The organism is Bulleidia sp. zg-1013, from assembly GCF_019798045.1.
Classification (GTDB): Bacteria; Bacillota_I; Bacilli_A; order Erysipelotrichales; family Erysipelotrichaceae; genus Bulleidia.
Map to the genome: position 1 here is coordinate 285,764 of NZ_JAGXEX010000002.1, position 15,464 is coordinate 301,227.

The window sequence follows — 15,464 nt, forward strand, 5'->3', positions numbered from 1 at the left end:
AGGGGTTTAATATGAAAGAAATGGTATTAGCCATTGTTGGTCGACCAAATGTTGGTAAAAGTACTATTTTTAACCGTTTGGTTGGTGAAAGAATGTCTATCGTAGAAGATATACCCGGGGTGACACGCGATCGTTTGTATGGTAGCGCTGAATGGGCGGGAAACTCCTTTCGAGTCATTGATACGGGAGGAATTCAATTAGCCAATCAACCATTCCAGACGGAAATTAGAGCGCAAGTAGATATTGCGATGGAAGAGGCGGATATCATTTTAATGGTTTGTAATGGTGCTGAAGGGCTTAGTGAAGATGACCATTTCATTGCCGGTTTATTACAAAGAGCTAAAAAGCCGGTGGTTCTAGCTATTAATCGAATTGATGATCCAAGTCGAATGATGAATATTTATGAATTTTATGAGCTTGGTTTAGGTGAACCAATGGCTTGTTCAGGAATTCATGGTATTGGTGTTGGAGATATTTTGGATTGTTGTTTTGAGCTGATGCCGGAAAGAGTGGATATTCCAGAAGAAGAGGGTGTTAAGATTGCTGTGATTGGTGAGCCGAACGTAGGTAAATCCTCTTTAGTTAATGCGATATTAAATGAAGAAAGAGCGATTGTATCCGATATTCAGGGTACAACTCGTGATGCCATTGATACAGCATTTGTTCATGATGAAAAACCATATATTATCGTGGATACAGCCGGGATTCGTAAGCGGGGAAAGGTGTATGAATCAGTTGAAAAGTATTCAGTTTTAAGAGCTATGCGAGCCATTGAGCGTTGTGATGTGGTCTTATTTGTGATGGATGGAGAAGCCGGTATTCGTGAACAGGATAAACATGTGGCCGGTTATGCAGTAGAAATGAATAAACCAATTATTATTGTTGTAAACAAGTGGGATATTGTTGAAAAAGATGATAAAACCATGAATGAATTTACACAAAAAGTAAGAAATCATTTCTTATACTTGAGTTATGCACCAATTGTGTTTGTATCAGCGAAAACACAACAACGTGTGCATAAGATTTTACCAATTGTTGATGAGGTCTTAGAAAATGCGAAACGAAGAATTCCAACGAATGTCTTAAATGAGGTGATTGGCGATTCACAAGTCACAACACCTGCACCAACACACAATGGTAAGCGTTTTCGTATTTATTATGCAACACAAGTGGGCATTCAACCACCAACCTTTGTGTTATCTTGTAATGATCCAAAATTATTACATTTTACCTATGAACGTTTTTTAGAAAATACATTAAGAAATGCGTTTGCTTTAGAAGGAACGCCAATTCGTATGATTGCTCGAAAGAAGGTGTCGGAATGAAAATAGCCATTCTTGGAACAGGGGCTTGGGGGTCGGGATTAGCTCAAGTAGTAGCGGATAATGGTCATGATGTACAAATGTGGGGTAAGGATGTTGGTGAAGTAGACGACATTCAAAATAATCACCATAACACCAAGTTTTTTAGTGCTGAATTAAATCACAATATCCATGCTAGCACTGATTTAGAAGTGATAAGAGGTAGTCGAGTTGTTCTGATGGCAGTGCCTTCCATTGCATTAGAACCAGTTGCGAAACAGGTTAGTCCTTACTTAGAAGATGGGGTGATTGTTGTCAATGTGGCGAAAGGATTTCATCCCGAGAATCATGAACGCTTATCACTTGTTCTTCAAAAAGCTTTTCATGATAAAAAAGCTCGAATTGTAAGCTTGATAGGACCAAGTCATGCAGAAGAAGTGGTGCTTCGTTTATTGACATCGGTGAATGCGGTTAGTGAAGATGAAGAAGCTTCCAGAATGATTCAAGAAATATTCTCCAATCATTATTTCCGTGTGTATCGCAATCATGATTTAATCGGAGCTGAAATTGGTGTTGCATTAAAGAATGTAATGGCTATCGCTTCCGGTATTTTGGATGGACTGGGACAAGGAGATAACGCTAGAGCAGCTTTAATGACGCGTGGTCTAGCCGAGATGAGCCGTTATGGTATTTATTTTGGTGGAAAACCCGAAACCTTTTTGGGCTTAGATGGAGTAGGAGATTTGATTGTGACTTGTACGTCTCATCATTCTCGTAATTTCATGGCAGGCTATGAAATTGGCAAAGATGATAGTGCTAAGAATTTCTTAGCCAATAATCAAAAAACGGTGGAAGGCATGTATGCTTGTAAAATTGTTTATGTAGAGGCGAAGAAACATCATATTGATATGCCAATAACGAATGAAGTCTATGCGATTTTGTATGAAGGTAAGAAACCAAGCCAAGCCATGGTGGACTTAATGGCTAGAGAGTTGAAGGCTGAATAATTGGTTTGGCGTCTTTATTGGTGAAAGAATAAAGGAAGCTATGAAGCTTCCTTTATTTAGTTGCATTATTTAAGGCTTTATCTTTTTTCTGTGTGTCTTCAGGACTGTAGTAACCAGCGCTTGTACAAATTTTTTCTGATTTTTTACCATTATTGACCATCCAGCCACAAGCTTTAACTGTTCCTTTAAAGTAAGCAGGTAAACCTTCCCAAGTATTTTTCTTGGATTGAATGGTGGTAATGTATTTATCATCTTGATAAAGATCCATGTAGAATTGAGCGTTTTTTAACGAAGGCAGCCAACCATTACTGGCAAGACAAGAACCTGATTTAGAAATATTATTGTAACGATCATGAAGAGAAATATCTCTGTATCCACTACAAACATTTTGTGCACCCCAGTTCGCATAGATTAAGCCATTGGAAATTGAAGCGTGGAAGAAAGCTAAGTGATTGGCATTATTCTGATAATCACCGGCATAGACTGTTGGTACATTTTCCAGTCCTTTTTTAGAAACCATGGAAGTGATTGGATTACGGATATTCTGTCTATCAATTGCAATATGAGGATAAGTTCCTTTAGAGTACCTTATATTCACAACATCCTCCGGCTTTTGAACACCATTTAATTGAACACCGGGGATTTTTTCTTCCACATCCAACATTAAGTTATTAATACGACCGGGAAGATTTAAAGCACGTTTCCAATTGTGGAGATAGGTTCCTTCCCCTTTTTTTGCAGAATCATAACCTAACCAAACGGCATTGGTATAGTTGGAGCTAGAGGCAACCATCCAACTATCTTTAGCAGCTCCCTTTGGGATACCGTACGATAGACCGGAAGAACCCCAGTCAGTCGTTCCGGTCTTTGCGTAAATAGGATAGGAGCGTTTCAAAACTTGCATATAGTTATAAACACCAGAGGTTACGTTATTAGCCATTAAGACATCTGTCAAATAAGCAGAACCACTTGAAATTACTTGTTTATTTTGATTTGGTGGTAAGTATTCTTTACCATTATAAACAATCTTACGAATGGTATGCGGTTGGTTGTATTTCCCCAGATTCACAATTGCGGCGTGAGCCCCCGCTACTTCCGTAACAGTTGTTGTAAATAAATTACCGCCAATCGCAATAGAAGGATGGAAATTACCATAACGAGCTTTTTTGAAACCAAGACTACGAAGGTATTCCACATACTTATCTGAACCAATCTTAGCCGTCACGGCTTCAAAGGAGCGAATAGCAGGAATATTTAAAGAATGCGCCAAGGCAGTTTTGATATCCACATCACCACGATATTTCGTCTCATTACCGGCATTATGTAAAACACGTGATTCAGAAGGAAAGGTCATTGGTTGATCCAAGAGCATTTCATCGGTTGAATAACCCAAATATTCAAAAGCAGGAGCGTAATCAACGATTGGCTTAATGGAAGAACCGGGTTGCTTATAGCTTGAAACGGCACGATTTAAAAGACGAGCACTGCCACCATAATGACGACCACCACCAATCCCGACAATCTCACCATTTTTATTATTGATAGAGACAAGCGATATTTGCATATTTTTATCTGGGAATCGAAAGAATTTTTCATTTTGAATTTTTTCGATTTGTTCCTGAATTTGAGGTACTAAAGTAGTATGAATTTCCATGCCGGAAGAAACCGGATCTTTACCGGTTAATTCTTGAGCCTCATTTAAAACGGCATCCACAAAGGAACTGTATTGGGAACTTTCCGTTCTTAAATGCGTATTCCCTTTTAATAAATTTTCAACCTTGATGCTCTTCGCTAATTTCTTTTCATTAGCACTAATATAACCATGGTATTCCATTAGGTCTAAAACTTCATTCCGGCGGGAAGTAGCGTATTCTAAGTAACGATAAGGATTATAACGATTTGGTAGATTGATAATGCCGGCTAACAAAGCGGATTCCGATAGAGATAAGTTTTTAGCATCTTTAGAAAAATAATATTGAGAAGCTTTTTGAACGCCACGAATCCGATCACCAAAGTTTAATTTATTTAAATATAACTCAAAAATTTTTTCTTTGGACATTTTCTTTTCTAATTCGGTTGCCAGAACAATTTGTTGAGCCTTGTAGGATAAAGTTGCTTTTCTTTCCTTATCTTCAGTCGAGAAATAAGTGTTTTTGACCAGTTGCATGGTGAAGGTGGAGCCACCTTGAACATTATGATGAATAAGTGTTTCTAGGACTGATTTTGTGAAACGAGGTACATCAAAACCATTGTGAGCAAAGAAGCGAGAATCTTCAACGGATAAAAAAGCATCAACTAACGATTGGGGCATATCTTTATAGGAAATGTTTTCACGATAATAACTACCGACTTCTGTAATGAGTTTATTATTTGCGTCATAAATTTTTGTTGATTCGGAAGAATTTAAGTCATCCAAGTTTAAATTTGGCTTTCCTGCTAATAATTGTCTTCCTTTAATAAGTGCAAAGCCGCCAGCTAACGCATATAAAACTAAAATACCAACGAGAACACAATTAACATAATATAAAAATGATTTTTTCGCTTTTTTCTTTTGCATAATACGCCCCCTAACCGTAATAAATGGTACTAAAAATAAGGTATAAAGTAAAATGAAAAGAACGTCTGTTTTCGTTTATAATAAGAGTATGTTTAGTCATTTGCTTGTGACATCAGAATATAGTTTTTATCAGTCAATCATACGCTTAGAAGACTATGTTTCATACGCAAAAAAGCTTGGATATAAAAGTCTTGTCTTAAGTGACCACAATGTTTTGTCGGGTCATTCTTTATTTGGAAAACTTTGTGCAAAAGAGGGGATACAAGCTATTTTTGGTATGGAAATGGACGTTCAAATGGAAAATACGATTGTGCCTTTTTTAGCCCTAGCAAAAGATAATCGAGGTTATCAAGAATTAATCCAAGATTCCTATCTCATTAGTCAAAAAGCTTCTCTTCCTTATGAAGTCTTAAAGAAACATTCTAGTCATATTCATTTGGTTGTTTATGGTGAGGGGGGCTTATTTGATGAGGCATTATTAAAAGGACAAAGAGATGTATTGGATGAGCAACTAAGTCAATTTAAGCAAGACTTAAAAAACTTTGATGTAGCGATTTCCTATAACGAAAATAGGAAATTTCGTGAATGCAATACACTATTAAAACAAGTTTGTAAGGCAAAAAACATTCCGACAGTTGCGATTCCAAAGGTTAAATACTTAGAAGCTAAGGAAGCCAATGATTTTCATATTTTAGAACTATTAGAAAAAAAGAAGAAGATTTCTGATCCAACTATACCAGTTTTAGTCGGTCGTTATTTTTATTCTTTGGCAGAAATTAATCATTATTATGATCAAGAGGACCAAGAAAGAGCCGGTCAAATTGCTCGTGAATGCCATGTGGACTTATCGCTTTTTCAAACCAACTTACCAAAACCATTTTTCTTAGGAGATAAAGATGAAAAGGCTTATTTAAAACAATTGGTTTTACTGGGACTGCAAAAAAGACTTCAAACAAAGGACATTCCAAAAGTCTATTTAGAACGCATTCAAATGGAATTCAATATTATTTGTAAGAAACAATTTGAACGCTACTTTTTAATTGTTTATGAAGCTATCCGCTATGCTCATAAACAAAACCTTACGATTGGTGTGGGCAGAGGGTCGGCGGTTGGATCTTTAATGGCTTATGCGATGGGAATTAGTCAAGTGGATCCTTTGAAATATGGTTTGTTGTTTGAACGCTTCTTAAACCCAAATCGTTTGCGAATGCCAGATATTGATATTGATATTGCCGGTCAAGATCGTCCTGTACTATTGAAATATTTGCAAGAAATTTACGGCTATGAGCATGTGGCTTTGATTTCAACCTTCCATTCTTTAGCCAGTGTGGAAGTGGTGCAATCACTTTGTCAGTGTTATTCCCTAAGGGAAAGAGAAGCGAAGTCTTTAAGTATAGCGGTTAAAAAAGCGAGAGCTAAATACAAAGTAGATGATTTGCGTCTTTTAGAAGAAAAAGATAAGGCTTTACGCAATGCTATAAAACAATCCAAAGCTTGTCAGGAAGTATTTGCGACAGCGAAGAAATTAGAGGGTTTATTGATATCCGATTCCATTCATCCGGCGGGTATTGTTTTAAGCGAAAAAAGTTTAATGGATATTGTACCGGTCATTGATAGCCATGGTTTTCTGAAAATTCAATGGGATAAAGATAGCTTAGAGGAACATGGTTTAATTAAGATTGATTTCTTATCTTTAAGTAACCTAGACTTCTTAAAAGAATTATTACAGAAAACCAACTTAAATATGGATATCCATCATTTAAATTTAGAAGATAAAGAAAGCTATGCTTTATTAAATCGTGGTTTAACTTCCGGTTTATTCCAATTCGATGCGAATTTTATTCGTAAACAATTGCCTTATTTAAAACCAACTTCTTTTTTGGAATTGGTTAATGTACTAGGAATTGCTCGTCCCCAAGCGGTAGGACACATTCCTCAATACATCGAAAATAAAATATCGGATTATCCATCTTTTATTCAAGAAATTGTAAAAGATACGCATGGGGTTTTTATCTTTCAAGAACAAGTGATGCGACTATTAGTGGCTGTCACAGGTATTGATTTTGCCCGGGCTGAAACCATTCGTAAAAACGGGCATAAACAACCAGAATTAGTCAAAGGTTTTCAGGAAAGATTTGATGCCATCCATCCAGATTTATGGAAGATTGTTAAAGAATTTATGGGTGGCTTTGGTTTTAATTTATCGCATGGAGTTGCTTATGGTTTGTTAGCATACCAAATTCTTTTCCTCAAGGCACATGATCCATTAACTTTTTATGAAGTCTTATTGAACCAATCCTTGAAATCCGGTTCTTTAATGAGAAGCATTCTAAGAGAAATGCGCATTCAAAAAATTCCTTTCTATCCATTTGATTTGCGTTGTAAAGAGGCGTACTGCAAGAAATATAAATCAGGTATTCAACTTGGTTTAATGGCAATACCATCCTTGCGTTATGAAACGATAGAAAAAATTCAAAAAGATTTTGAAGAAAATGGAGGGTACAAAGATTATTTCCAATGTATCGCTCGTTTATCCCTGTTAGGTTTAACGCAGGATCAGGTTCGAGAATGCATTAAAGTTGGTGCTTTGGATTTCTTTGGGTATAGTCGTAGCAGCCTTATTCATCAATTAGAAGTTGCATTTCGTTATGCGGATTTATGTGTTGTCTATGAAGAAGGGAAGAAGATTTTAAACTTTGATTTAGTATCCAGTCCGATTTTAACAAATCAAATGGAAACATTGGATTTAAAGCGTCAATACGAGCAAGAAATCCTTTCTTATAGTCTACAATTAGATGCTTCAGCTTTAATTCGTCAAAAGAACCATTGGTCCTTACCATTTTTGAACACATGGTCAAAGCAACCTGAACAAACCGGTCTGGCAACTATTGCCCAAATGAAAGAATACCAAGATAAAAATGGTCATTTTATGGCTTTTGTGCGTTTGGAAGATGAAAGTGGTCATGTAGAGGTTTTAATTTTTAGTAAACTTTATGAAAGTATTCGTGGAAAATTAAAGGTTAGACAAGTGGTTTGCATGAAAGGTCGTATTACCAATCGCCAATCTATTGAACTTTTGAAATTAGAAAGAGTGGGCTAATAAAAAGGAAATAGTCATCGTAGATGATGAAGATTTCATTCGTGAATAAGCGTCATTGCAAACTTGGTAAGTGGATGTGGCGAAAAAAGGGCAAGAAATCATCTGGAATCGTCAGCAAAGTCTTTTGCTGGAAATAGTGGAAGTACGGGGTTGGTCCTAGCAATTGTAAAGTCTATATGGAGTATAAAGATGAGTGGTAAAAGAGATTATTTAAATGGAACAAGGTATAGTCTTAAACAGGAAAAAAATTGGTATCATTTTAATAGTGATACCGAATTGTTAGGTCGTTTCTTAGAAGTGCATGATGAAGAAAAGGTATTGGATATTGGTTGTAACCAAGGAGCTTTATTGTATTATGCTAAGGAAAAGGCTGATATTATCGGTCTTGGTGTGGATGTGTTTGAAGAGGTTCTGGAAAGTGCTAGAGAAAATGCTTGCTATAATCAAGTTGACTTTACGTTTGTTTGCTCAAAAATTCAAGATTATCAGGGTGAACTAGTGGATGTGATTGTCTGCAATCCACCTTATTTTGTAAGTGACTTAAAGAATGATAATCCTTATTTGGATGTGGCGAGAAGGCAAGCACATCTGCCAAGCAAAGATTTGATGGAATCGGTTCATCGTCTTTTAAAAGGAAATGGTCGCTTTTATGTCGTGCAAAAAGCAGAAAAGATAGGTACTATGATAGAGGAAGCTTATGTCCAAGGTTTATCTTGTGTGCGTTTGGGTTTCGCTTATGCCCATAGATATTCCAAAGCGAAAAGTGTTTTAATGGAATTTAAATGGGGTAAGAATAAGGATTGTTTGGTAGAAGAAGCAATCTTCTTAGAGGAACGATAGAAAGGAAAAGGAAGATGGGACCATATTGGATTTGGCTATGTTTGGCAGCGTTTATACTTGTCTTTTTCTATGCCTTGATTGGTCTATGGAAATCGCGTTTTCAGCTTTCTATTTCCTATGTCCCGGAAGAAGTCAAGGGAAAGACTCTTTCTTCCTTTGAACGACTTCAAAAGGAGTTAGCCATTCGTTGGCCTTATCAGAAAGTATATATGACTTATCAAAAAGGGATTTATGGTTGTCTATGGACTTATTTACCTAGTCAAATGAAAGAGGGATCCCTAGTCTTAGTGATTCATCGAGAAGCTTTATTTCCAATTTTTGAAAAATTGGATCAGCTTTTTCAGGAAAATGTACCAACGGAGAAAAAAATTAGGGTTCTTTTAGTGGAAGAAAATCCAAGTCAAGCTTTTGTGGAGTTTGGCATTCAAGATACCACAATTGTTCAAACGGAATTGGAGTTTCCTTTTGCTAAGGGATTTTCTTATCAACAAGAAGCGGTTTGGGATGTGTATTTCAAACACGAAATAGATGTTGAGAGATTGAAATCATATTTCCCGGATTGTCATGTACAAGCTATTGAACAGGGTATACGTATTCGTTTTCCTCGTTATGAACTTTACCATAAAGCGAGAAGAATGTTAAAAAAGATGGTTGAAAAAGAAGGTTTTTTATTAGAATCAGTCATTGAAAGAAATGGTTTTCAAGAAAAAGAAAAAGGAATTGTAAGCCAATTCCAATATAGTTTACCTAAGAATTCTCATTTTATTGGTGCAGGCTATCGTAAAAATGAAGATGGTTATATTTATATGAAGTTTATACATGAATTGTTAAAAAAAGGCGGTCTATTTGATGATGTGACCCCCCAAAGTTAGACTTTTTTAGCGTAGCAGTTTATATGGCTGCCACGCATTTTTATGCAGCTAAGAGACTTTGCCTGTATTGTACAGGACTTAACCATCCCAGTTTTTCTTTAATTCTTTGTTCATTGTAATACTTTATGTATCGTTCGATTTCTGACTTTAGCTCATCATAGCTATAGTAAATAACACCATAATAGATTTCTTGTTTAAGTAATCCAAAGAAGTTCTCCATAACAGAGTTGTCATGACAGTTTCCTTTTCTGGACATACTCTGGAAGATTCTTTCTTCCTTGAGACGATGAGAGTATGCTTTCATCTGATATGCCCGGCCTTGATCCGAATGGAAAGTTCTCCTATATTTGCAATCGGATGTTATTGCAATAGCCTGTTCCAATGCCTCCATAACATTTTTTGTTGAAGGGTGCTTGTCAATTCCATAGCTTATAATTTCGCCATTACACATATCCATAAATGAATCCAGATAAAGCTTGTACATTGTCATGTGACCTTTAGCATTAATTTCATAATACTTAAACTCGGTAGTATCCGTAGTAATCTTCTGATGAGGGATATGTGTGTTAAATCGTCTCCTTATGCGATTAGGAGCAACCGTTCCAACTTTACCTTTGTACGAACTGTATTTACGGCTTTTTCGAGTGAAAGAAGTAACCTGTAAACCAAGCTTCTGCATTATACGTTGTACTTTCTTAATCCTATATTAGAGTAAGAAAATTGGAACTCAATATTAATGTTTTTGGGATCTGGTATTAGTCATACTTTCTCTAAGTATTGTCAAGTTAAAGAGAGAAAGCAAAACAGTGAATAAAAGTATAAGTGAGACGGGGTAAATTATGGAAGTAGATTATTTGAAAGACGAACCAAAACTAATTTTGACTTATAGGGATAAGTCAAAAGTTAATATCTTTTGCTATTGTTTATGGTTATTTCATTTGTCATCAGTATGCTAATATTGAAATACCTTATAAGTCTTAGGACTGTTTTTTCATATATGAGTATTATTCTAATCGTGCTGATTTACATACCGATACTTCTATATTTAATGGTATATCCTCTATTTTTAAATGGGGTTAAATTAGAACTTTACAATGAGGATATAGTTAAGTACTATACTTATGGTAGTAGGAGCTGTATGGACGCGTATCATCAATGATTATGGTCATGTTGATGAGGCAACACCTTCTCTTTCCATTTCGCTTCTTAAGGAATACAGAAACTTGGGAATTGGAACAGAACTTATGAAGCAAATTCTTTTGACTTTGAAAGAGCGAGAATATAAGCAAGTGTCATTATCGGTTCAAAAGATAAACTACGCAGTGAGTATGTATAAAAAAGTAGGTTTTGAAGTTGTTCGTGAAAATGAAGAGGACTATGTTATGGTTTGTAAACTTTAGTTTCAAGCAACCCCCAATTTGTAGGGATAGATAAATTAGAATTTACGGAGGTGATTTTTTGCGAGTGTACGAAGATAAAGAAGAACTTAAGGCTGAAATAAATAAAACCTTTGGAAAATATATTTCAGAATTTGATAATATTCCGGAGACCTCAAAAGATAAGAGAGCCCCTGAAGTTGATAGAACACCGGCAGAAAATCTCGCTTATCAGGTGGGATGGACAACCTTAGTTCTTAAATGGGAAGAAGATGAAAGAAAGGGACTAAAGGTAAAGACGCCATCGGATAAATTTAAATGGAATCAATTGGGTGAATTATATCAGTACTTCACAGATACCTACGCTCATTTATCTCTGCAAGAGTTGAAAGCCAAATTAAATGAAAATATCAATTCTATCTATGCGATGATCGATTCGCTAAGTGAGGAAGAATTATTTAAGCCGCACAGGAGAAAATGGGCGGATGAAGCGACTAAAACAGCCACTTGGGAAGTATATAAATTTATCCATGTCAATACGGTTGCACCTTTTGGAACATTTAGAACGAAAATTAGAAAATGGAAGAAGGTTGTGCTATAAAATTTAAATTAAGTAGCGAAATGATGAATTTGTAAAGGAGATGGTTATATGGATGTTATCCAAGCAATTCTTGACGGAATTGCCATAGTAGCTATTTTTAATGGTACAGTGGCTTCTTTGGTGCTTATAAATCCAAGATTATTTTTTGATTCTTATCCAAAGGCTATTCAGAAAGCAGCTCCCAAACAAATGACAAAACAGGAGAAAAGAACAAATTTGTTATTGACTATAACGATTGTTGGGATTTGTTTCGTATATTCGATAGCAAGTCTTTTACATTCGCAAGTTGCAGGTTTTTGGAATTTATTTTGGATGGGGTACATTCAGTGGAGTATGATGGGGTACATTCAGTGGAGTATATTAAATGCAGGGGACTTTTTATTGTTAGATTGTCTATTGTTTCAAGGAAAATATAAGGGGAAAATTATCATTCCCGGTACAGAGGGACATACAGATTATAAATTCAAGAATTGGATGAAACATTTGGCGATTTGGGAACATTTCTTGCTTGTACCTTTTTTACTAATACCAGTCATATCAGCCATTTAGGTGGTACTTGTTGGTTTTTTGGGGAAAATGAATAAGATTGCAAGTGAGAAGATTTTGAACATATGGGAGCGTGATATATTGAAAAATAAACATTTACCTGTTTTCGGTGTGGGTCCTGTTTATGTCAGTTGTTGCTTAATTTTAACAATCATAGGGATTTCCATAAGAAACACCGGCTTTTTAAGACAAGGAAGTTTGCAGGGTGTAAAATATATAGCAATAATTATAGGGATACTATTTATTTTGAGTGGTTTGGCACTATGGGTGTACGCGGTGCTTATTCAAAAAATAAGTTTGGAGATTAAAAAAGGCAGTCTAGTAACACAAGGAGCATATTCCATAGTAAGAAACCCCATATACTCGGCATTTTTTATGATATTTACAGGAAGTTTAATAATGGCACACAATCTATATCTTCTTATTCTTCCTGTAGTGTTTTATATTTCTTTAACAATCCTTATGAAAGTCACAGAAGAAAAATGGCTGTTAGGAAAATTTGGCAATGATTATAAAGAATACTGTAAAAAAACAAACAGGATTATACCTTGGTTTAGACGAGGGTAAGATTAAATTTTCAAAGCATATAAAACTAAGTAATGAACAACTTAAACGGTAGAAAAATTGAAAAATCTACCGTCTTTTTTTTTGCAAATTTTTAAGGGAGGAAGCAAATTGGTTCAAGAAGTAAAAATAAGAAAGAATGGCATCATATACTTGTATTCGATACAGGTACATGATATAATGATACTAACTTAGTAGGAAAGAGGGCAAATATGGATACAAAATTTTCAATAGCACTTCACATTTTAGTTTATATAGAAGAGACGACAAATACGGTGACATCAGAGCTTCTGGCAAAAAGTGTCGGTACAAATGCCAGTCATATCAGAAAGATTATTGCCTTGTTAAAAGATGCGGATATTATTGAGAGCAGTCAAGGAAAAAAAGGAATGATATTGAAAGCAAAAACGGATGAGTTAACTTTAGATAGAGTATATTTTGCAGTATATCCTGAAAAAGAACTTCTTCATGTGCATGATACGGCAAATCAGGATTGCCCTGTAGGGGCAAACATAAAAGAAGCCTTATTACCAATCTTTGAGGAATCAGAGAGAGGGTTAATATTAAACTTACAGAAAAAAACACTAAAAGCTTTAATCGATGATATGTACAAAATTTATAATGACAAAAATAAGTAAAGGAGAAAACATGAGAGCAGCACAAGTAGAGCAATATAATAAGAAAAATATTTTAGTAAAGTTGGTTGATTTAGCTAAACCAACGATAGGGTACAAAGATGTCTTAATAAAAGTTTTGGCAGCAGGAGTAAATCCGCTTGACAATATGATTTCTCGTGGTGAGGTCAAAATGATTGTTCCATATAAGCTACCGGTGGTTAGTGGCAATGAGTTTGTTGGAATAGTTGAACAAGTTGGTGCGAAAGTGTCAAAGTATAAAGTAAATGACCGTGTATTTGCAAGACTTCCTTTGGATAAAATCGGTGCTTTTGCAGAATTTATATCTGTGGATGAAGAGGCACTTGCTAAGGTTCCGGAATATCTTTCTAATGTAGAAGCAGCCGCAGTACCCTTAACAGCACTCACAATTATGCAGGCACTGGATATAATGAAAGCGGAAAGTGGAAAAACAATCTTTATTTCAGGCGGAACAGGTAGTGTTGGTGCTATGGCAATTCCGATAGCTAAAGCAAAGGGTCTTGAAGTCATCACAAACGGGAGTGTAGAAAACAAAGAGAGAGTTTTAGCACTTGGCGCAAGCAGATTTATAGACTACAAAACCGAAGATTACACTAAAGTTTTGTCCAATGTCGATTATGTCTTAGACACGCTTGGAGGAAATGAAACCGAAAAGCAAATGGGCATTTTGAAAAGAGGAGGAAAATTAGTATCTTTAAGAGCCATGCCAAACGGGGCTTTTGCAAGAAGAATGAAGTTGCCTAAGTGGAAACAAATTATATTAGGTGTTGTAGGGCGTAAGTTCGATAAGTTAGCAGAGAAATATGGTGTTACGTATGATTTTATTTTTGTAGAATCAAATGGCAAACAACTACAAGAAGTGGCGGATATATTTGATAATCTTAAAATAAAACCATCCATTGATACTGTTTATCCGTTTGAAGAAGTGAATAAGGCTTTAGATAAGGTAGCCAATGGACACTCTAAGGGCAAGACGGTTATTGTTATGCAAAGAGAATAAATCAGAGAGGGGAAGAAATGTAGATGGAATTTAAAGAAGTAAATCAATTGCCAATTGATGTTGAAAAAGCCATAGAAAAGCGTGTTAGTACCAGAAGTTTTGAAGCAAGGTCATTATCGGATGAAGATAAAAATAATCTGATGAATTTTAATAAAACTTTGACTAATCCTTTTGGCATAGATGTTAAGGTACAGTATATCAGCAAAGATACCGGTGCAAAAAACGTGCAACTCGGAACATATGGAACTATAAAAGGCGCAAAAGACTTCCTTGCAATTACAGTAAAAGATGAACCATTTGCAATGGAGGCGGTAGGATATCAATTTGAAAATTTAGTCTTATATGCCACACATATGAATCTTAGCACTGTGTGGCTTGCGGCAACATTTAGCAGAAAAGACTTTGAAAATGTCATGAATATAGCTTCGGATGATTTATTTCCGTGTATTTGTCCAATTGGTTATCCGGCTGAAAAGAGTTCCATTATCGAAAAATTTACTAAAGTTAGTTTAGGTTCTAAAAATAGAAAAGCATGGGATAAATTGTTTTATTTAGAAGATTTTAATAAGCCTTTATCTAAATACGATGCCGGCGATTATGCAGTAGCACTTGAGATGTTAAGATTAGCTCCAAGCGCTACTAACTCTCAACCTTGGGCAGTAGTTAAAGAGGGAAATAACTTTCATTTCTTTTGTGATTATAAGAACAACATAAATGATGGTATGAAAAAGATAAAACATTTAGATATCGGTATAGCATTATCGCATTTTCACCAGACAGCCATGAGTAAAGGATTAAGCGGAAGATTTGAAGTACGAGATATATATTTTTCAATTCCGAAAAATATGCACTATATTATATCTTATATATCGTGATAAGAATTAAGATAAATATAAAAGAGCTTAAAATGGTATAATCCTAAATTTGACAGTTTTAAAAAGATAAAGATGAAAAAACGCTCTATTTAAGCCTTTTTTTCATCTTTTTTCTTTATTCAAAATGTAATAATATTTTAACTTTTGGTCTTCTTATTAATTTCATTTA

The 15,464-nt window shown here is 35.4% G+C and carries 12 protein-coding genes and 2 pseudogenes; 12 read left to right on the top strand and 2 right to left on the bottom strand.

Annotated elements, in window-relative coordinates; all coding sequences use genetic code 11:
- Nucleotides 1-11 precede the first annotated feature (11 nt).
- Together der and K7I92_RS03230 are read left to right on the top strand one after the other, a co-directional pair.
- Nucleotides 12-1,325, top strand: coding sequence for a ribosome biogenesis GTPase Der (gene der / locus K7I92_RS03225; RefSeq protein WP_220282015.1), 1,314 nt, complete (start codon nt 12-14; stop codon nt 1,323-1,325).
- Nucleotides 1,322-2,308, top strand: coding sequence for an NAD(P)H-dependent glycerol-3-phosphate dehydrogenase (locus K7I92_RS03230; RefSeq protein WP_220282016.1), 987 nt, complete (start codon nt 1,322-1,324; stop codon nt 2,306-2,308). The genes der and K7I92_RS03230 overlap by 4 nt, the downstream gene beginning before the upstream one ends.
- Before the next feature lie 52 nt (nt 2,309-2,360).
- Here K7I92_RS03230 and K7I92_RS03235 read toward each other — a convergent pair whose 3' ends face one another.
- Nucleotides 2,361-4,865 carry a transglycosylase domain-containing protein gene (locus tag K7I92_RS03235; protein ID WP_220282017.1) on the bottom strand — a complete coding sequence of 835 codons (2,505 nt, stop codon included), beginning with the start codon at nt 4,863-4,865 and terminating at the stop codon, nt 2,361-2,363.
- An 88-nt stretch (nt 4,866-4,953) separates the two neighbouring features.
- On the opposite strand from K7I92_RS03235, the gene dnaE reads away from it, so the two are divergent.
- The 3 genes from dnaE (at nt 4,954) to K7I92_RS03250 (ending at nt 9,677) form a co-directional block, all read left to right on the top strand.
- Nucleotides 4,954-7,965: a DNA polymerase III subunit alpha gene (dnaE, locus tag K7I92_RS03240; RefSeq protein WP_220282018.1), complete on the top strand. Its 3,012-nt coding sequence runs from the start codon at nt 4,954-4,956 to the stop codon at nt 7,963-7,965.
- 189 nt (nt 7,966-8,154) lie between these two features.
- A complete protein-coding gene (locus K7I92_RS03245) occupies nt 8,155-8,805 on the top strand; it encodes a methyltransferase (protein ID WP_220282019.1) in 651 nt (216 codons plus the stop codon).
- 14 nt (nt 8,806-8,819) lie between these two features.
- Nucleotides 8,820-9,677, top strand: coding sequence for a hypothetical protein (locus tag K7I92_RS03250; RefSeq protein ID WP_220282020.1), 858 nt, complete (start codon nt 8,820-8,822; stop codon nt 9,675-9,677).
- Nucleotides 9,678-9,717: 40 nt separating this feature from the next.
- Here the strand turns inward: K7I92_RS03250 and K7I92_RS03255 are convergent.
- A pseudogene (locus tag K7I92_RS03255) lies at nt 9,718-10,374 on the bottom strand (IS3 family transposase); the annotation flags it as partial.
- 427 nt (nt 10,375-10,801) lie between these two features.
- Between K7I92_RS03255 and K7I92_RS03260 the strand changes: the two are divergent.
- The 7 genes and pseudogenes from K7I92_RS03260 to K7I92_RS03290 all read left to right on the top strand — a co-directional run.
- A pseudogene (locus K7I92_RS03260) lies at nt 10,802-11,077 on the top strand (GNAT family N-acetyltransferase); the annotation flags it as partial.
- A 58-nt stretch (nt 11,078-11,135) separates the two neighbouring features.
- The gene (locus tag K7I92_RS03265) at nt 11,136-11,654 is read left to right on the top strand and encodes a ClbS/DfsB family four-helix bundle protein (protein ID WP_220282023.1); all 519 of its coding nucleotides are present in this window, start codon (nt 11,136-11,138) and stop codon (nt 11,652-11,654) included.
- Between the two features lie 48 nt (nt 11,655-11,702).
- Entirely contained in the window at nt 11,703-12,203 is a 501-nt protein-coding gene (locus K7I92_RS03270) for a hypothetical protein (RefSeq protein ID WP_220282024.1), read from the top strand.
- A gap of 27 nt (nt 12,204-12,230) precedes the next feature.
- Nucleotides 12,231-12,767, top strand: coding sequence for an isoprenylcysteine carboxylmethyltransferase family protein (locus tag K7I92_RS03275; RefSeq protein ID WP_220282025.1), 537 nt, complete (start codon nt 12,231-12,233; stop codon nt 12,765-12,767).
- Nucleotides 12,768-12,976: 209 nt separating this feature from the next.
- Entirely contained in the window at nt 12,977-13,402 is a 426-nt protein-coding gene (locus K7I92_RS03280; RefSeq protein WP_220282027.1) for an Rrf2 family transcriptional regulator, read from the top strand.
- Nucleotides 13,403-13,412: 10 nt separating this feature from the next.
- Nucleotides 13,413-14,420 (top strand): NADP-dependent oxidoreductase, encoded by a 1,008-nt coding sequence (locus K7I92_RS03285; protein ID WP_220282028.1) that lies wholly within the window; start codon nt 13,413-13,415, stop codon nt 14,418-14,420.
- A 23-nt stretch (nt 14,421-14,443) separates the two neighbouring features.
- Entirely contained in the window at nt 14,444-15,295 is an 852-nt protein-coding gene (locus tag K7I92_RS03290; protein ID WP_220282030.1) for a nitroreductase family protein, read from the top strand.
- Nucleotides 15,296-15,464: the final 169 nt, after the last annotated feature.

Excerpts from the sequence above, each read along its gene's own strand:
- der (WP_220282015.1), top strand. The coding sequence starts at position 12 with ATGAAAGAAATGGTATTAGCCATTGTTGGTCGACCAAATGTTGGTAAA.
- K7I92_RS03230 (WP_220282016.1), top strand. The coding sequence starts at position 1,322 with ATGAAAATAGCCATTCTTGGAACAGGGGCTTGGGGGTCGGGATTAGCT.
- K7I92_RS03235 (WP_220282017.1), bottom strand. The coding sequence starts at position 4,865 with ATGCAAAAGAAAAAAGCGAAAAAATCATTTTTATATTATGTTAATTGT.
- dnaE (WP_220282018.1), top strand. The coding sequence starts at position 4,954 with ATGTTTAGTCATTTGCTTGTGACATCAGAATATAGTTTTTATCAGTCA.
- K7I92_RS03245 (WP_220282019.1), top strand. The coding sequence starts at position 8,155 with ATGAGTGGTAAAAGAGATTATTTAAATGGAACAAGGTATAGTCTTAAA.
- K7I92_RS03250 (WP_220282020.1), top strand. The coding sequence starts at position 8,820 with ATGGGACCATATTGGATTTGGCTATGTTTGGCAGCGTTTATACTTGTC.
- K7I92_RS03270 (WP_220282024.1), top strand. The coding sequence starts at position 11,703 with ATGGATGTTATCCAAGCAATTCTTGACGGAATTGCCATAGTAGCTATT.
- K7I92_RS03275 (WP_220282025.1), top strand. The coding sequence starts at position 12,231 with ATGAATAAGATTGCAAGTGAGAAGATTTTGAACATATGGGAGCGTGAT.
- K7I92_RS03280 (WP_220282027.1), top strand. The coding sequence starts at position 12,977 with ATGGATACAAAATTTTCAATAGCACTTCACATTTTAGTTTATATAGAA.
- K7I92_RS03285 (WP_220282028.1), top strand. The coding sequence starts at position 13,413 with ATGAGAGCAGCACAAGTAGAGCAATATAATAAGAAAAATATTTTAGTA.
- K7I92_RS03290 (WP_220282030.1), top strand. The coding sequence starts at position 14,444 with ATGGAATTTAAAGAAGTAAATCAATTGCCAATTGATGTTGAAAAAGCC.